The 18,093-nt window shown below is 54.6% G+C and carries 19 protein-coding genes; 13 read left to right on the forward strand and 6 right to left on the reverse strand.

Annotation, left to right across the window (positions count from 1 at the left end; all coding sequences use genetic code 11):
* The first annotated feature begins 2 nt into the window (after positions 1–2).
* From TU81_RS10520 to TU81_RS10555, 9 genes are all read left to right on the forward strand, one after another.
* Positions 3–407 (forward strand): Imm50 family immunity protein, encoded by a 405-nt coding sequence (locus TU81_RS10520; protein WP_048394972.1) that lies wholly within the window; start codon positions 3–5, stop codon positions 405–407.
* Positions 408–575: 168 nt separating this feature from the next.
* Positions 576–743: a hypothetical protein gene (locus TU81_RS30290; RefSeq protein WP_156877867.1), complete on the forward strand. Its 168-nt coding sequence runs from the start codon at positions 576–578 to the stop codon at positions 741–743.
* Positions 740–1,210 carry a hypothetical protein gene (locus TU81_RS10525; protein WP_048394974.1) on the forward strand — a complete coding sequence of 157 codons (471 nt, stop codon included), beginning with the start codon at positions 740–742 and terminating at the stop codon, positions 1,208–1,210. The genes TU81_RS30290 and TU81_RS10525 overlap by 4 nt, the downstream gene beginning before the upstream one ends.
* Before the next feature lie 195 nt (positions 1,211–1,405).
* Positions 1,406–1,876, forward strand: coding sequence for a hypothetical protein (locus tag TU81_RS10530; protein WP_038984001.1), 471 nt, complete (start codon positions 1,406–1,408; stop codon positions 1,874–1,876).
* Positions 1,877–1,951: 75 nt separating this feature from the next.
* A complete protein-coding gene (locus TU81_RS10535; protein ID WP_048394975.1) occupies positions 1,952–2,422 on the forward strand; it encodes a hypothetical protein in 471 nt (156 codons plus the stop codon).
* Between the two features lie 159 nt (positions 2,423–2,581).
* On the forward strand, positions 2,582–2,887 hold the full coding sequence (locus TU81_RS10540; RefSeq protein WP_170287825.1) for a hypothetical protein: 306 nt from the start codon (positions 2,582–2,584) through the stop codon (positions 2,885–2,887).
* A complete protein-coding gene (locus tag TU81_RS10545) occupies positions 2,871–3,353 on the forward strand; it encodes a hypothetical protein (protein WP_048394977.1) in 483 nt (160 codons plus the stop codon). The genes TU81_RS10540 and TU81_RS10545 overlap by 17 nt, the downstream gene beginning before the upstream one ends.
* Positions 3,354–3,535: 182 nt before the next feature.
* Positions 3,536–4,033, forward strand: coding sequence for a hypothetical protein (locus TU81_RS10550; RefSeq protein ID WP_038984007.1), 498 nt, complete (start codon positions 3,536–3,538; stop codon positions 4,031–4,033).
* Positions 4,034–4,394: 361 nt separating this feature from the next.
* Positions 4,395–6,263 (forward strand): ATP-binding protein, encoded by a 1,869-nt coding sequence (locus TU81_RS10555; protein ID WP_048394985.1) that lies wholly within the window; start codon positions 4,395–4,397, stop codon positions 6,261–6,263.
* A 394-nt stretch (positions 6,264–6,657) separates the two neighbouring features.
* Here the strand turns inward: TU81_RS10555 and TU81_RS10560 are convergent, their stop codons facing one another.
* The 6 genes from TU81_RS10560 to TU81_RS10585 form a co-directional block, all read right to left on the reverse strand.
* Complete coding sequence (locus tag TU81_RS10560) at positions 6,658–7,242, reverse strand: hypothetical protein (protein ID WP_038984011.1); 585 nt, start codon at positions 7,240–7,242, stop codon at positions 6,658–6,660.
* 132 nt (positions 7,243–7,374) lie between these two features.
* A complete protein-coding gene (locus TU81_RS10565; protein ID WP_038984012.1) occupies positions 7,375–7,617 on the reverse strand; it encodes a hypothetical protein in 243 nt (80 codons plus the stop codon).
* Positions 7,618–7,805: 188 nt separating this feature from the next.
* The gene (locus TU81_RS10570) at positions 7,806–8,876 is read right to left on the reverse strand and encodes a lipocalin-like domain-containing protein (RefSeq protein WP_048394987.1); all 1,071 of its coding nucleotides are present in this window, start codon (positions 8,874–8,876) and stop codon (positions 7,806–7,808) included.
* Complete coding sequence (locus TU81_RS10575; protein ID WP_048395328.1) at positions 8,866–11,337, reverse strand: ABC transporter permease; 2,472 nt, start codon at positions 11,335–11,337, stop codon at positions 8,866–8,868. The genes TU81_RS10570 and TU81_RS10575 overlap by 11 nt, the downstream gene beginning before the upstream one ends.
* A gap of 1 nt (position 11,338) precedes the next feature.
* On the reverse strand, positions 11,339–12,007 hold the full coding sequence (locus TU81_RS10580; RefSeq protein ID WP_048394989.1) for an ABC transporter ATP-binding protein: 669 nt from the start codon (positions 12,005–12,007) through the stop codon (positions 11,339–11,341).
* Positions 12,008–12,200: 193 nt separating this feature from the next.
* Positions 12,201–13,898, reverse strand: a complete 1,698-nt coding sequence (locus TU81_RS10585; RefSeq protein WP_038984016.1) for a sulfatase-like hydrolase/transferase — start codon at positions 13,896–13,898, stop codon at positions 12,201–12,203.
* 380 nt (positions 13,899–14,278) lie between these two features.
* On the opposite strand from TU81_RS10585, the gene TU81_RS10590 reads away from it, so the two are divergent.
* Genes TU81_RS10590 through TU81_RS10605 form a run of 4 tightly spaced genes read left to right on the forward strand, consistent with a single transcriptional unit; the run spans position 14,279 to position 18,074 of the window.
* Positions 14,279–15,631 carry a UDP-glucose dehydrogenase family protein gene (locus TU81_RS10590; RefSeq protein ID WP_038984018.1) on the forward strand — a complete coding sequence of 451 codons (1,353 nt, stop codon included), beginning with the start codon at positions 14,279–14,281 and terminating at the stop codon, positions 15,629–15,631.
* A complete protein-coding gene (locus TU81_RS10595; protein ID WP_038984019.1) occupies positions 15,628–16,686 on the forward strand; it encodes an NAD-dependent epimerase in 1,059 nt (352 codons plus the stop codon). Before TU81_RS10590 ends, TU81_RS10595 begins: the two co-directional genes overlap by 4 nt.
* A complete protein-coding gene (locus TU81_RS10600) occupies positions 16,683–17,429 on the forward strand; it encodes a sugar transferase (RefSeq protein WP_038984021.1) in 747 nt (248 codons plus the stop codon). The genes TU81_RS10595 and TU81_RS10600 overlap by 4 nt, the downstream gene beginning before the upstream one ends.
* The gene (locus tag TU81_RS10605) at positions 17,430–18,074 is read left to right on the forward strand and encodes a CpsD/CapB family tyrosine-protein kinase (protein WP_038984023.1); all 645 of its coding nucleotides are present in this window, start codon (positions 17,430–17,432) and stop codon (positions 18,072–18,074) included.
* The last annotated feature ends 19 nt before the right edge of the window (positions 18,075–18,093 follow it).

Genomic DNA, 18,093 nt, shown 5'->3' on the forward strand with positions numbered 1-18,093 from the left:
GAATGAAATTCTGGAACGATCTCGACGGCAGTACTTTTTTTAACCAGGTATTCACAACCCCCGTAGCCATTAGTACCATCGAGCTTTTCACAGTAAACATCGATAATAGTAGGCCAACTATCATACTGGAATTTGATATTTCCGAACTCCCTGATGCACCTCCTATAAAGTGGAAAAGGTCCGAATTTAATACTTGTCGCATCGGTCTAAATTGCGGCGGAATCAGCGATCTAAAAATAAAAAACATACCCACGAAAGAAAAATTAAACGTAACTATAAGCCAAAACAAAAATCTCTTTACCATTCACGCTTCCAATGAAGAATCACTAATAGAGTTCACAACAAAACTCCCACTCCTTTGCGGCCCTTCAGTATACATGAACGACAAGAGCCCAGAAGCCACCTAAGAAAAGGGGACAGATTTATTTTCTAAGCGTTCATGAAAATAAATCTGTCCCCTTTGGCTGTCAAATAACGACTGGCGAGTCCTCAGCGATCAGCTGAATTTTGGGTCGGAGGATCTGGCCATTTATCTCGTCCGTATAAAACCCGGAGACGCCCGATTCAAATACGAAATGCCGAACGGGAAAGAAAATGGTGCCTATCCAAAAGAGTGGGTTCCCGGCGGAGCAACGAAAAGCGGCACCAAAGAGGCGGCCCTAATAGGCTCTGAGAAAATACAGCATAATAAAAGTGTCGATGAATTATTAAGCCAATTTGAGGACTGGGAAAAACTTCAATGAAAACCAAATTTCAGATCGCACTAGAAAACAATGAGCCCTCGGAGTTTTTTAAAGGTCAAGGACAATATTTTTCCCGAGACCCTGATTGGGGAGATCACCTCTATATCAACAACTGGCAAGGTCTCTGCGGATATCTTAAATCTAAAGAAAGCCCAAACAAAATACTACTTGACGTATTCAGCAAGTATTTAACATCGCTGCAGAGTTGCTACCAAGATGCAGACTCCTTGCTGTTAAATATAAGCTGTTACTATCTAATGCGAAATGATACATCGTTCATGTCCGAAGACAGCTTTGACTTAATAGCGAGCCTTAGCGAAAGAAACAAAAAAACAATCGGCGAACTGTTCAAACTTCTACGCAGAGAGTACGCCAACCAAAATGCTGGCAAGCCTGTGATTAGTCTTGACCAATTTCTGTCTGAAATAAAGGCAAATGGTTGCAATTTTGATCTAGAAAAACTGTAGCTGACATCAAGAAAAAAGGCGAAGAAAAACTACAAAAAAGGGGGTAGGATATTTTCTACGCACTCATAAAAATATATCCGCTCCCTTTTTCCTACTTTTTCCTAAGAAGGCCGCGCTCATAGGCTCCGAGAAAGTCCAACATAACAACGATATCAATACCTTATTGAAGCAATTTGAAGGATGGGAGTAACTTCAATGAAAACAAAATATCAAATTGCACTGGAAAATGGAGAGCTCCCCGAGTTATTCAAAGGCTCCGGACAATATTTCTGGCGAGACCCCGACTGGGGAGTCCATCTTTACATTAACAACTGGCAAGGACTTTGTGGATTCCTGCAATCAAAGAGCGACCCCAACAAAACATTAGAGCTTTCATTTGCCGAATACTTACACTCACTTAAGAATGAATACAACGATGCTGAATCGCTAATATCCAACATCAGCAGCTATTACTCAATGCGCAAAGATTACGAGTTTATGTCAAACAGCAACTACGACCTGATAGAGCAATCAAACAACGGAGAAAAGACCATCATCGGCAGGCTATTCAGGCTACTTCGAAACGAATATGCAACCCAAAGCATAGGAAAGCCCGTTATAACCTTAGACGTCTTGCTATCTAGAATTCGGAACAATGGATGTTCAATCGACCTAGAAAAACTATAACTTAGGCTTCCTAGCAGCAGGAGCCGATAGAAAAGCAGAGAAGAACAGGGACAGATTTATTCCCGGAAAGCCTCAATGAAAACGTCGTTCGAAACAGCTTTAGATCAACATGAAATTTCCGAATTTTTCAAAGGACATGGTATCTATTTCGCTAGAGGATCCGAGTGGGACGATCATCTATACATAAGTAACTGGCAAGAAATGTGCAGTATACTTAAAACCCAAACGACCGCACAAAGTCTACTGACGACCATATTTGAAGAGTACGCAACATACCTCAACGAAAATTACGAAGATGCTGAAGGACTTCTTTCCAATATAGCGGCCTATTACATAGCAAAAAGCATGTTTCCATTTTTATCAACCGACAACTACGACCTAATTGAAAGCATTAACAACAAGAGCAAGGAAAACATAGGCCGCCTATTTAGATTCTTAAGAAAAGAATACGACGTAAAATATAAAGACCTACCAAAATATTCATTTGAACAAGAACTTCAAAAAATAAAAAGAAATGGCTGCACCATCGAACTCGAGGCTCTATAAACATTAAAACCAAAATAAAAAAACCACAAAGGCACCTATTGGTTTTTCACAAATTTATGCAAATTCTCCCCCACTTATTTTGGTAACGAAAACATCAGTTACTTTTTCCGTAAAAATAATCAAATGACGTTTTCTTCATAAAGGACAGGAGTCTGTCACTTGCTTTATTCCTATCTGGAAAACGCTATTCAGCATGCTGAGTTCACCCTCACCGAATTCTCTGATCAACGAGCATACTTCGGCTGTTGGTCGCTGATCGTTGAAGGTAATGGACACACCTATTCGATCGTCCACGAAGGACGAGACGGTTGGCTAATTTTCTATCGTCGGGATGTGTACGGAACGCTCACTGAGCTGGACAAGAAAGAATCGGCCTGTATGGACGACACAGATAAAGCGAGCCAATGCCTTATCTGGCTTTCTGACTATCCTCACTTTTTGGTGTTCAATGATCAGCAACTTTGAAAAAGCGCACAATAAAGACGAGTTCCCAGACTTCTTCAGAGGAACTGGCATTTACTTCACGAAAGACCCTGACTGGGACACCCAGCTAAACATCATTAACTGGCAAGGACTTTGCGGCTTTCTAAAAACACAAAAAAATCCAGAGTCAATACTAAAAAACGCGTTCAAAAAATACGTAACAACTATTAATAACACCTTAGAAGATGCAAACAACCTTTTCGAAAACATAGGTTGCTATTACTATATGCGGAAAAAATTTCCAGCCTTATCCGCAAATGGATTCGACCTAATCCGCGATATATCTAGCACCGAAAAGCAGACAATATCAAATTCCATGAAACTCCTGCGCCAAGAACTGAACAACGTCAACAGTGCACAAAACATCGAACTTTACAATCGGCGCATGACAAAGCTAATCAATGATGGCGGACCAACAGATCTAGAAAACTTGCAAACATACAAGTGATAGATTTACTTTCTATGCGCACAAAAACAGTTCCGTCCCCTTTCATCCACTTTTGCTTCAAAAAACCTGGAAAGTTTATAGCCATAAACGTCGGACCAAACGTACGCTTACAGAATCAAAAAAACAAACGTCATGCTATCTTTATCCATCCGGCCATCTGCACCAAATATTGAGGACAACACGTGAACAAACATCAAATCACTCTTTCAAACGGCTGGATCGCCGAATTTGAAAATCAAGGTGAATTCCGCATGTCGGCAGAAGGTTGGAATTTGGTTTTACAAGGACCACATCAGAAAAGCATCCAATACTTCAAAGACAAGATCGTCGTAGTGAACGATGACGATGGTACTCAGGCAAGATCATGTATTCGCCTTTCAAGCGACGGTGTTTACGGCTATTTGAGTACTGGACTGGATTATGGTTGGGTGATTGATTTTGCGCGGGGCATGATCGCGCCACATCGGGTAAGTATCTTTCACCGTCACGACGGTTACGATGAAAGCATCTCAATGTACGAACAGCCCGCCTTCAAACGTACGCGTGAGTATATAAGCGTGACAGGCAAACATATATATCTAACCTTCCCATTTACGAAGGATGAGGACTTCCCCAAGGTTTGGGAGGAATACCTGCTGATACGTAGACGTCAACTGGATGAACTTTATTTCAGGAACTGATTTGCCTGCATGACTCTGAAAATCAAAAAAATCTCAATGCAAACCAAATTTCAGATCGCATTAAAAATATAATGAAAACTTCTTAATCAACGAGACAGATTTACTGTTGACACACACATAAAAACAAATCCATCTTGGCGATCCAACACGCACCGAACGTTTCTGTACATTTATATTAACTGACAAGCATTGTCCCTTTGCCCCGCTGATGGACTTTTTCCCAAAACCGCCCCCCCAAAAAAACTGGCCATTCGGTCAACTAACACCTCATCGCCTCACCTGAAAACAGCAAAAAACAAAACAATGGTTTTCAACCAACCTTCAAACTATACTTCCGCGCGCAGTATGGAGGCTGTGATTTATGTTCAAACTCAGACGGAAAACATGGGCTTTACTCTTGGTCTACATCGTGGGTGTCAGTGGCTATATCTACTACCTCTACGTCGAGACTCAAGGAAATCTCACTGAAAACATTAATAACAAGCTGCTGCATGCAGCGCTGGGCACTTCGGCCATCCTCGGCGACCGTTACCATGACAATCTGACCGACAAACAGTCCAAATCGGAAGCGCAAGACTGGGATGCCATTCAGCGGCTCTCCAGGTTCAACGAGTCCATGGGAACCGCCTTTGTCTACAGCGTGGTCAAACGCGCGGGGAAGGCTTATCTGGTCAGCTCCAGCGCATCGAAAAAAGAAATTCAAGAGAAGAATTTCGTACGATTCTTCGATCCCTATCCAGATGCCAGTCAGGCTCTGCTCGACAGTTTTGAACGTACCAAACCCACATGGATCGACTACTCGGATCACTGGGGAGACTTTCGCGCCGTCTTCGTCCCAATGAAATCGCAGGACGGTACGATTTATGTCGCGGGCGCGGAGATGACGTTGGCGGACTACCACCGCCAACTTAATCAGGACTCCCTGAACCATATCATCCTGGCCATTCTGGTATTTCTCGCCTTCATCCTTTTACGCATGCGTGCTCATCTTCAGCAACTGCAAGTAAACGAACAGGTATTGAATCGAGCAAAAAATGCCGCCGAGGACGCTGATCGTTCAAAAACCAGATTTTTGGCCACCATGAGTCATGAAATCCGCACGCCCATGTACGGTGTTATCGGCGCGACCGAGTTGCTGGCGAGGTCGGCCCTGAACGCCGAGCAAAGCAGTCTGCTAAGAACGATTAATACAAGTGGACGAGCCCTGCTGTCTCTTATCGACAACATTCTCGACCTTGCAAAAATCGAAGCAGGCAAGCTTGAATTGAAGCCTCGTGTCTTCGAAATAAGAGCGCTGGTTTCATCCAGTATTGAAATGATCCGGCAAAACATTCAGGACAAGCCAATAGTACTTGAGGCCCAGGTATCACCAGACGTACCTCCCTTGGTCAAAACCGATACCAATTGCCTTCGCCAGATATTGATCAACTTGCTGGGCAATGCGGTTAAATTCACCGAAGCCGGAAAAATATCGCTCATGGTCACGACTAGCGGTTACGGCACTCGAGCCCGACTCGAATTCTCCATACGCGATACCGGCATAGGTATTCCCATGGAACGGCAAAACAGCCTGTTCAAGCCCTTTACTCAGTTTAAAGGACTGGCCAGTCAACGCTTTACCGGGAGTGGGCTCGGTCTTTCCATCTGCAAAAACCTGGTCGAGGCGCAGCAGGGGACTTTATCCTTTACCAGTCAGGCCGGGGTCGGATCGACGTTCTCCTTCTCACTCCCCATGGAGCTTTTTTCAGTCTCGGAACTACCCATCCGGGACGACCATGCATGGGTTGGTTTCGACTCATCTTTTGCCGAGGATTACCCGCTCGATATCCTGCTGGTAGAAAACCATCCCGTGAGTCAGAAAGTTGCCATGGCGATGTTACAAGAGCTGGGTTATGCACCCGACCTTGCGTCAGATGGCTTGGAGGCGGTCAATCAGTGCATGACTTCGACTCCAGATATCATTTTTATGGATATCAACATGCCTGTCATGGATGGGCTGGAGGCCATCCGTAAAATCCGCGAACTACCAATGGGCGATATTTGCTACATCGTTGCTTTCACCGCGAGTGCTTTTTCGAGCGAGATAGAGCGTTTCAGGGCCGCCGGTGCCAATGATATTTTGACCAAACCGGCAAATTTTCAAGCCTTGAGCCGAGTGCTTCAGCGTGCAGTCAACTACCGGCAGCAGCTCCAGGCCAGCACTCCGGTAATGGATACAATTTCGGGTTGAAATGGACTCAGGCTACAAACGCCATTACAACTCCCTGGTGGGGTGTCCAACGCCCCCTTTAACCCAGCCAATAAAAATGGGCGACTCCAAGGTCGCCCATTTTTTATATCCAAAACTTTTAAACACCGCCTCCCAAAGAAGGTGTTCGCCCAGTGTAATGGCCTGGCAATCCATGCACCGGTAAAGAGCCCTGACACCGGGCGAACGGGAAGGATTTTAATAGAATTTGGCCGATATGTCCTAGGTATAAACATGAAATTTATGCACGTAATATTTCGTAAGTCTTTGCTAAAAAAACGGATACAAACTTCCAAAACTCACCAGTTCGACCATTAAAACTGATTGTTCTTATACAACTATCCGCACAAGAACAATCAATCCGTACAAGTAATGATCAGCTTGGGTGCTGAGTGGTCACTTTCAGCACGTCGGTATAGGTCACCACAACGCTCTGCCCTACTTTCAGATCTTTCAATTTCGCCTGGACTTCAGGCTTTTCGACGTTGACGGTTTTGGATTGGCCGGCCGGGTTCTGGAAGGTCACCTGGTTTTTCTTCAGGTCGATGTGGGTGATTTTCAGCTGCACCTGCACCTGACGGTAGGCTTCGCCGCCGGGGTTGGGGTTGTCTTTGGTGGCGCGGATTTCGCCGGTGCGTTCGATGGAACCTGGCAGGCCTTTGTCAATGTCGGTATCGAGGTAGGCCGCGACCGAGCGGACGACTTCGATGTTGACCTGATCACCGACTTTCAGTTTGCCGAGGTTTTTGGCCTTGTCGCTGAGTTGTACATGGACCTGCCGACCTTCGGCGCCTTCAAGGACGACCTGGTGGTTGGCGGCGTCGACCGCCAGGACTTTGGTGACGACCTGATCGGCCTCCACGGCGGCGGCCAGTGGGATGTCGGCGGCGACGGCGCTGAGGCTGGCGGTGGACAGGAGGGTGGCGAGGGTGATGGCTTTGGTCAGTGCGTTGAGCTTCATAAGCGGTACGTTCCCTGTGATGGATGGCAGCAGACGGCTCTTAATCCAGGTTCGGGGCCGTCCGTGCCGATGAGCATAGACGCTGATCAGGGAGTGTCCGCAGTTTCTTGCGCGGTGGATTCGCCGAGCTCCTCAGGCTTCGGGATCGTCGACTTCGTGGGCGACGTTCACGGCGGGCGAGTCTTTGTGGGATTGATCGGCCTTGGTTTTGAGGATCTGCCATTGATCAAGGTCGATGGCGCCCTGCCCCAGCAGATCGTCGGCGATGCGCAACAATTCGCTGTAATGCACGTCGGGAGATTGCTGCCAATAGGCCTTGTCGTCGAACAGCCGCTGCCAAGTGGCAAGGGTGGGCGGTTTGAGGTCGTCGCTCATGGCGGGTTCCTGCCGATATTATTACGGTAGAGAGATGGAGGTCTCTCGGAGTTCCTGTGGGTTCGGCGCATTAAGAGCAGGATCAAAAGATCGCAGCCTTCGGCAGCTCCTACACCGACCGAGTACACCTGCGACATTGCGGCGTACGCATAACCGTAGGAGCTGCCGAAGGCTGCGATCTTTTGATCTTAATACCCGGTCATCTCCAGATACCCCTGCCCGCCATGGCTGCCGCTGAGTTGCACCGGCCCTTCCCAATAAGGAATGCGCAAGTCCATCCAGGCTTTGGGGTTGAGGGCGCCGATGGTGATATCGAGGTGCTTGCCGGGAATCTTGATCGACCAGCTCACGGGCATTGCTCGCCCAGCCACGTTGGCGGTGTCTTGGGGTGTGAGGCTGATGTCGTCAGCCTGTAATAACTGCGTCTGCCCATGGGCATCGATCCAGGTGCCGGTGAGGTATGGCGCGCCGTCCTTTTGCCGCATGCGATAGAGCATGACTTGGTCGCCGCTGTCCAGGTGCAGGGCGAACCAGTCCCAACCGGTCTGGTTGGCGGTCAGGGGTTGGCTGCTCCATTCGCGGTCAAGCCAGGCCGGGCCGCTGACGGTGTAGGTTTTGCCGTCGATTTCCAACGTGCCGCTGGCTTGGAAAAACGGCTGGCTGTAGTAGTACGACGCCTGGCCTTGTTCGGATTTCTGGCTGAAGCCTTTGTCGCCCTGAAGTACCAGCGGCCGTGTGGAAGTCAGTCGCAATTGGTAGTTGAAGGCCTTGTCGCGGGCGCTGAGTTGCAGGTCCGCCAGAGGATCTTCATCGGTGGCCTGACTGCTGAAATGCCAATCGTCGATCCATGCCTTGAACGGCGCCAGGCTCACGCCGGCCTGGCCGACGCCGCCTCGGGCGTAGCGTTCGGCGGCATGGTGCACCGTGGCGGAAGTCACGGCCGCATGGCCCAGCCAGATGGTTTGATTGCTCCAGCCAGATTGTTCGGGAGTCGCTTTCAAGGCGCTGCGGAACAGCGTCCATTGCGCGCCGAATTCCTGGCCCTGATCGTCCTTGAGGTTGGCGGTGACGTACCACCATTCGATGCGAAAGCCATCGTGTGGGCCGTGGTCTAGCGGAAAATTGAAGACTCGCCCGGGCACCACCGGGATAAATGCCTCGGCCTGATGGCCGAGGCCGGCGAAACCTTTTTCCGGCTCAGGCGAGTTGTCGCATCCGCTCAGCAGCGCCAGCAGCAACACGCCGACCTTAATCTTCATGAGCAAAGGTCCTCAGCAAATCCGCCGGTTGCGTGCGATACAGCGAGTACAACGGCCACGCCGACGCGAGCAATGTCGCAAGCAACGCCAGGCCCATCAACTGCAACAGTTGCAGCGGAAACACCCGTAACGGCAAGCGCCAGCCGAAGGCCTGAACGTTGATCACCGTGTCCAGGCACCACGCCAACGCGATGCCCAAGGGCAGCGCCAGCACCAGCGTCAGTACCGCCAGCAACCAGGTTTGCCCGAGGTTCAGCAGCATCAATTGGCGACGGGTTACGCCCAAAGCCCACAGGGGCGCAAGTTGCCCGAGGCGGCTCTGGCTTTGGGTCAGCAGGCTGATGAACAGCGCCACGCCCGCGACGCAAAGCGTCAGGCTGTTGAGCGCGGCGGTGGCGGCGAAGGTGCGTTCGAACACTTGCGTGGACCAGCCTTTAAGCCGGGCCTGATCGACGATGCGGCCTTCGTCCAGGGTGAAGCGGGCTTGCAGCGTGGTCAGGAACCCAGGGATCGATGCCGGTTCGATGCGCAGATTGAAACGGTTGGGCGTCAACTGCGGCCAGCCGCGCAGCAGGTGATTGATGTTGACCAGCAGGTGGCCCTTGGGATTGCCGTAGTCGGCGTAGATTCCGACGATCCGTGGCGACCATGGGCCATTCGGCGTCGGGATTGTCAGGTGATCACCGAGCCGTACCTTCAACCGCCGGGCCAGTTGCTCGCTGAGCATCAGCGCATCGTCCTTGGCCAGTCGCTCCCAAGGGTTGTCGCCCAAGGCTTCCAGCAGCGGCCAGTGCTGACGATAAGTCGGGTGATCGATCACGCCAAAGACCTCCGCCGGCCAGCCCTGCAACTGGATCGACACTTGCCAGTTCGGTAGCACCGCGGTGACTTGAGGTTGTTGTTTGAGCCAGGTGTGCAGCTCTCGAGCCTGGGCGGGATTTTGCGGATTAAGGTACAGCTCGGCGGTCAGCCGTTGTTCGAGCCAGTTGCTGAACGTCTGGCGGAAACCGGCGGTCATGCTGCCGGCGCCGATGTTTGCCGCCAGCGCCAACAGCAGCGCCATCAAGGCCAGGCTCAAGGCCGGCAGTTGCTGACGGCAGTCAGCGAGAAACCATTGGCCGAGCACCGAACGACTGCGCCCAAGCACCCAGTCGAGCACCCTATTCAACACCACCGGCAAGGCCAGTGCGGCGCCGATCAACACCGCGCCCATCAACACGAAGCCACTGCTCAGGCTGTCGCCGAAGCTTAAGGCCAATAACGCGATCCCCGCAGCCATCGAGGCGACCCAACCCTGGCGTCGCAACCAGCGCGCGTGGGCCTGATGCCAGGCTTGCGGATTGGCCAGCGCCAGCAACGGCAACCGCGCCGCCCGCAGCAAACTGTTGGCGCCGGCCAGCAAGGCGCCGAACAGGCTCAGGCCGATACCGCTGAACCACCACAGCACACTGAGGTTCAACTGCCCCGGCACTTCGGCGCCGTACAAGCCGCGCAGGCTGGCGGCGACGTCCGGTAACAGCACGCCGGCCAGCAGGTAGCCGCTGACGACGCCGGCGATACCACCGATCAGCGCCAGAGCACCCAGCTCGACGGCAAGGCAGGTAATCAACATGCGCGCACTGACTCCACAGGCGCGTAGGGTTCTGAGCAAGCTTCGGCGTTGCTCCAGCGCCAACCCGATCGCCGCGTGAACGATGAACAGGCCGACCACAAACGACAGAAAGCCCAAGGCATCGAGGTTCAGGTGGAAGCTCTCGGTCAGGCGCGCGAGATTGTTTTCTTCGCCGCTGCTTTTGAACTGAAGTTGGCCCTTGAACTCATCCGGCAGGGTCGCGGTGAAATCCTTGGGCAGCAGCAGGCGCGACAATTGATCCGGCATTTGCAGAATCTGCTGGGCGAAGCCGATGTCCACCAGCAACACACCGGGCGCCATGTCGGTCTGGGCTCGTAGCGGCGGCAAGGTGACTCCGCTCTGGGCCACCGGGGTTTGACCTTCGTGCAAGCCCAACGCCTGCAAGGTCTGCGGCGAGATCCAGGTGCTGCCCGGCGCGGTGAAAAACTCGACAACCTGCTCAATCGCCAACGACCGCCCGGCCACTGCGGAGCCGCTGGGCAATGACACCGGCTCAATGCCCATCAACTGTAAGCTCTGGTCTTCATGGCCCTTGAGCGTCACTCGGCCTCGCAACACGGGTGAAACCGGCCAACCCGCACGACGCAGGTCAACAAACAGTTGCTGAGCGAACACCCCACCGCTTGGCGCACGCAGGCTGGCTTGTGGTTCACCGCCGATCAACTGACTGGCCCGGGCGTAGCTTTCTCGCGCCTGGCTGTTCAGCGCTTGCACGCCGGTCAGCAGGCTGGTGGCGAGCCAGAGCCCGGTCAGCACACTGAAAAATTGCACCGGGTGCTGCCGCCAATGACTGAGCAGCGCCCGCAGCGTCTCGCGAAAAACCCGCACCTCAGCGCTCGTCCGCGCCAGCCAGACGGCCACCGTGCAGTACCACTTTGTCCGCCAACCGCGCGGCGACCCGTGGGCTGTGAGTGACCATCAACAAAGTCGTCGGGCTATCGTCGAGCAGTTCCAGCAACAACTTCAACACCTCATCGCTGGTGGCTTCATCGAGGCTGCCGGTGGGCTCGTCGGCCAACAGCAGTTTCGGTTGCGATGCCAGGGCGCGACCCAACGCAACCCGTTGCTGTTGCCCGCCGGACAGTTGCTCCGGATAGCGCCGCAGTAAATCTCCCAACCCCAGACGTTGCACCAGATGCGCCTGCCAACGCGGATCGTGGCGCCCGGCCAGACGCGCCTGAAACGCCAGATTGTCTTCAACGCGCAAACTGCCAATCAGGTTGAACTGCTGGAACACCAGACCGATTTCGGTCCGCCGCCAGTTCGCCAATTGGCTTTCGTTCATCTGCTCCAGCCGATGTTCACCGCTACGGATGCTGCCGCGATCGACCTTGTCCAGCCCGGCGATCAGGTGCAGCAAGGTGCTCTTGCCACTGCCCGACTCCCCCATCAGCGCCAGGCTGCTACCGGGCTTCAACGTGAGGTCGACGCCTTGCAGCACGGGCAACGGGCCTTGGGGGGTGGCGTAGCTTTTGAAGACGCCCTGGACGTGAAGCATGAAGGGGAAACTCTTTTGATGAGTGGGGGCAAGGGTAGAGAGTACACCCGATAATCTTTGGTTGAACGGTCTAATGCCATCGCGGGCAAGCCCGCTCCCACAGTGTCTGTGTCGTACACAAAACCTGTGAACATCACCGAAACTGTGGGAACGAGGCTTGCCCGCGATGAGGCCATATCAGCCCATCAAAATCTCACTGCCCCACCGCCACACTCGGCACCACCTGCCCCGGCGTCACAATGCTGTTCAGGTCAATATGCTTCCACTCAGGCTTGGCCCCCAACCGCGCATTGAAGCGATAGTTAAAGGTGAAATCGTCCCCCGTCGGCACACTTAACGGTTTGCCATACACCGCCTCGATCCCCGCCAGGTCATAACCCATCACCTGCAGCAACGTCGGGAAGATGTTGTAGTGACTGGAGCGATCCTTGTTGGCCGGCAACTGCGACAGCCAGTCCAGGGTCTTCAAACCGCTGCCCGAAATCACCACCAGGGGCACCAACCCTTCTTCCTCCACCGGATCACCACCGCAGTGAGTATTGAGCCCCGGGTTACCGCGCTCGTGCAGATCCTGCCCGTGATCCGAGGTGTAGATCAGCAGCGCATGACTCAAATCCGCCTGAGCGAAAACCCGTGCAAAGAACTCGCCGACATTCCACAACACAGTATTTTTGTAGGCATTGCGGTACAGCAACCAATCATCTGGCTGACCGTTGAAACCATCGCGTGTGCCCGTGTCCACCACTTCGACAAACTGCCCACGGGGCAATGTCGGGCGGTAAGCCATGAACGCGTCCGGGTATTTGTCGTGCACCGGAAAGTGCGCACCGACCTTGTTGATCACTACCAGCTGCGGCTCACCATCGTTGAGCAGTTCAATCAGCTTGGCCGCCGCGGCCATGTCGCGGTCGCGCACGCTGGTCCGATCGAACTGCACGAACTCGTCGATGTCCTTTTTCTCGGCAGCGTTCATCAGGTTCTGCAAGTTGCCACCGGTGCGTTGGGAGTCGATGTAGACAGTGCGCAACCCGGCCTTTTTTGCGTACTGCCAGATCGACGGCAGCGTGCTGTTGATCCGCATGTAGTCGGCGCGGGTGCCACCGTAGCGCAAGGTGACATTGGTGTCGGCGCTGCAATTGGCGATGGATGCCGCGTAGCCGTAATTGAAAATGTCCACGCCTGGGCGCGGTTCCTTGAGGTTGCTGTGCACACCGAACGGCGTGTTGATGTCCAGATAGTTGCCGGAAATGCTCTCGTCGATGATCAGCACGATGTCGTGCCCCACCGGCTGATCGATGCGCGTCAGGCTCACCGGCTCTCGCGGGCCGACGGTGTTGTGCAGCGCTTCATAAGTGAACAGATTCAAATAGGCCAGCGGCGTGTACATGATCGGCAAGCCACGGGCTCCCTCACCGGCCCGCACGAACAGTACTACGCTGAGCATCAGCACCCCGAGCACTGGCGCCGCCACCAACAGTGCACCCGGTAACGGCGCCCGTCGACGCGGTTTCAGCCCGATACCGAACAGCAGCAACAAACCACTGGCTGTCCCGCTGACGATTGCATCGCGGTACTGGTACGCCGCTTCTTGAATGAACCCACCGGAATACACCAGCGACACAAAACTGCTGTAGGTCATGTAACCGGCAGTCACTTGCGTATAGACGTCGAAGAACACCGCCGAGCCAAACATCGCCAACGCGAACAGATGACGGATCAGCGCCTGGCGGATGTACGCGGTCATGAACAGCGCCACCGTCAGTACGACGAACATTGCGCCATACAGCAACACCGGGTAACCGATGCCCAGAGCAGTGAGGCGATCAAGGTAGTCGTCGTAGTTTTTGAGTAAATACAGAACCAGCAACAGTTCCTTGAGGTATCGGATCATGGTGATTACAGCGTCTCCGTGGCCAAGGGATGATTGGCCATTTTCTGACACTAGCACCGAGCCTTCGAAGCGCAAGAAATGCCGGTTTTTTTCCTAAAGCGTCAAAAAAACGTTGCCTCAAATCTGACACACCCACCGGGCCGTAACCCTTGTATTACAGGGCTTACGACCGTTTATCGCATTCTTCGAATCCTCATAAACCCCTCAAAACCGCGGCAAATCCAGCAGCGGCAAGGACTTGATGGCAAATAGCCCGTGAAATCGGGGTTTTCCCGGTCGAGCTATCCGTCATTTTGCTGACTCGCTTTCCCATGGCTGGGCTATACCCCTTTTGACAGTCTCATTTCAGTTACATCCACCGTTTTACGAGGCACGCCAATATGGACGTGAGCGTATTTGGTACGGGTTACGTCGGTCTGATACAAGCTGCAGCATTGGCCGATGTCGGACATCGCGTGCTGTGCGTCGATATCGACCCCAACAAGATCAAGCAACTGCAACAAGCCGTGCCCCCGATCAGCGAACCGGGACTGTCCAGCACACTGGAAGACAACATCAAGGCCGGTCGCCTGCTCTTCTCCACTCAAGCCAGTGACGCGGTCGAACACGCCGAGCTGATTTTCATCGCGGTGGGTACACCCGCCGATGAAGACGGTTCCGCCGACCTCAGCCATGTGCTGAATGTCGCTCGGCAGATCGCCAGTTTCATGGAGTCCGATCGCACCCTGATCATCAAGTCCACCGTGCCGGTGGGCACCGCGGACCAGGTGGCGAGCGCCGCCAATGAAGAACTGCAACGCCGTGGCAAAGAGGCGTTGAACGTGCGGGTGGTGTCCAACCCGGAGTTTCTCAAGGAAGGCAGCGCCCTGGCCGATTGCATGCGCCCGGACCGGATCATCGTCGGCACCAATGACGATGAGGCGCGCAACCAATTGAGCGAACTCTATGCACCGTTCTGCCGCAACCGCGAAAAGCTCATGTTCATGGACAACCGCAGCGCCGAGCTGACCAAGTACGCGGCCAACGCAATGCTCGCCACCCGTATCAGTTTCATGAACGAACTGGCCAACCTCACCGAGTTGCTGGGGGCCGACATCGAAGCGGTGCGCAAAGGCATCGGCTCGGACCCTCGCATCGGCTACCACTTCATCTACCCCGGCTGCGGCTTCGGTGGTTCGTGCTTTCCCAAAGACCTGCGTGCCCTGCTGCACACCGCCGAACACAACGGCATGCCATTGCGTCTGCTGCGCAGCGTCACCGAAGTGAACGACAGCCAGCGGCACATTCTGTTCAGCAAACTGCAGGCGCTATTTCCCGAGGGACTGGTTGGCAAATCCATCGCGATTTGGGGCCTGGCCTTCAAGCCCAATACCGATGACATGCGCGAAGCCCCCAGCCGTTATCTGATGGAGGCGCTGTGGGCCGAAGGCGCGAGCGTGCAGGCTTACGATCCGGAAGCCATGTCCGAATGCCGGCGCATTTACGGCTACCGCGATGATCTGCACCTGTGCGCCACCCGCGACGACACCCTGGAAGATGCCGACGCGCTGGTGATTTGTACCGAGTGGAAGAATTTCCGTGTGGTCGATTTCGACCTGCTGGCGAGCAAATTGCGCGCGCGGGTGATCGTCGACGGGCGCAACCTCTATAACCCGGAACACGTGGCGGCGGCCGGTTTGCACTACAGCGGCATCGGGCTTCGGCACATCGCTCCCGAGGCGCCACAGCCATGAAACTACTCGTCACCGGAGCGGCCGGTTTCATTGGCGCCCATTGCGTGTTGCGGCTGTTGCGCGACGGGCATGAGGTATGCGGCCTGGATAATTTCAACGACTTCTACGACCCGCAACTCAAACACGACCGCGTGGATTGGGTGCGCAAGCAAGTCGGCGATTTCCAGCTCGCGAAAGTCGATGTGGCCGACGCCACGGCCCTCGACGCGCTGTTCGTTCGTGAGCAACCGGAGGTGGTGATTCACCTCGCGGCCCAGGCCGGGGTGCGTTACTCCCTGGAAAATCCCCGGGCCTACGTCGACAGCAATCTGAGCGGGTTCCTGAACATCCTCGAAAGCTGCCGCCACCACCCGGTCAAGCACTTGATCTATGCCTCGTCCAGTTCGGTGTACGGCGCCAACCAGCACACGCCTTACTCGGTCAAGGACTGCGTCGACCATCCGTTGTCGCTGTACGCCGCGACCAAAAAAGCCAATGAGCTGATGGCCCACAGCTACAGCCATCTGTTCGGCATTCCCTGCACCGGTTTGCGTTTTTTCACGGTGTACGGGCCTTGGGGCCGGCCAGACATGTCGCCGATCCAGTTCGCCCGGGCGATTGCCGAAGGTCAGCCGCTGAAGCTGTTCAACTACGGCCAGCACCAGCGTGATTTCACCTACATCGACGACATCATCGAGAGCATCGCCCGTCTGATCGAGCGCCCCCCCCAAGCAGCACCGGACTGGAACCGTGAACAACCGGACCCGGCCAGCAGCATGGCGCCGTGGCGCATTTACAACATTGGCGGACAACAGCCGGTGGAGCTCAAGGACTACCTGGCGCTGCTGGAAAAACACCTCGGACAAAAAGCCCTCGTCGAGTTGCTGCCCCTGCAACCGGGCGATGTGCTCAACACCTGCGCCGATGCCAGTGATCTGGCCCAGGCCACCGGTTTCCAGCCACGGATCGAGCTGGATGAAGGACTCGGACGATTCATCGCCTGGTTCCGTGACTACTACCCACTGCGCAACGCCCACTCGCCTCTCGCGAAAGGGCTTCAGCGGAGGACTCTATGACTGGACATGAAAAAGGCGTGTTGCTCAATCACATGCAGCGTGACAAACGCCTGGACCCCGAACACCGAATGCGCCTGGACACGGCGATCCACATGCAGGGGCGCGGCTGGATGACCGGTCGCGATGGCGGTCGGCCCTGGACCCTGTCGCGAACCAACCGGGTGGTTGCATGCCTCGGCGCGCTGGTGATTCTGCTGCTGATCTCCCCTGTGCTGCTGGGCCTGGCGCTGGTAATCAAGTTCAGCAGCCCGGGGCCAGTGATGTTCGTGCAGAAACGCACCGGCTACCGCGGCCGCCTGTTCGGCATGTACAAGTTCCGCACCATGGTGGCCAACGCCGAGGAACTCAAGGAGTCCCTGCGCCACCTGAACAAGCACGGTGCCGACGCCATCGATTTCAAGATCGATGACGACCCGCGGATTACCCCCATCGGTAGCTTCCTGCGGCGCAGCAGCCTCGATGAGTTGCCCAACCTGATCAATGTAGTCAGCGGCGATATGCGTTTAGTCGGTCCGCGACCGACCTCGTTCAACGCCTATCGCTACAAAGACAGCCACCTTGCACGTCTGAGCATCTACCCCGGCATGACCGGCCTGTGGCAGATATCCGGGCGCAGCAATATCGACTTCGACCAGCGCGTTGAGTTGGATCTCAGCTATATCGCCGAGCAGAGCCTGTTGCTTGATCTGAAGATCCTGTTGAAAACCCCCTTCAAAGTATTCAGCGGCCACGGAGCGAGTTAAATGGACGGTTCATCGAACAAAAGCCTGACCATCGCCAGCCCGAGCGAGTCCAACCTGACCTCGACCGTGCTCGACCTGGATCTGCGGATCCTCTTTCTGACCGCCGCCAATGCAGGCGCCGGCACCACCACCAGTGCCCTGGCGCTGGCCAGCCAACTGGCGTCGATGAGCAGCGGCCAAGTGCTGCTGGTGGACGCCAGCCACTCGGAGAGCAACCTCACGCAACAACTGGGGCTGACCAAAGAGCGAGGCTTTCGCGACCTCCTGTTCAACGCCTCCCCACCACTATTGCAGGACTGCCTGGTGAACGTCTCCAGCCTGCCCTTCCACATCCTGCCGAACGGGCGGCATATCCGCGGCGCCGAGCACCTGACGACTGAACAGCTGGCCCCGTTGCTCAACCAACTGGGCGATCGCTATCGCTTCGTGGTGATCGACGGCGACGCGGTGTATTCGGCCGCCGACACCTTGGTCATCAGCACCTTGGTGGACGGCGTGATCATGGTGGTGCGCGCCGAAGACACGCGCTGGGAAGTGGCCCAGGCCGCGGTCCAGCGCCTGACTCAGGCTGGCGCAAAACTGGTGGGCAGCGTCTTCAACCGGCGCAAGTACTACATGCCCAAATGGCTCTACAAAAACCTGTAAGCAACCGCAGAAAAGGATG

The organism is Pseudomonas lini (assembly GCF_001042905.1).
In the GTDB taxonomy this organism is placed as follows: domain Bacteria; phylum Pseudomonadota; class Gammaproteobacteria; order Pseudomonadales; family Pseudomonadaceae; genus Aquipseudomonas; species Aquipseudomonas lini.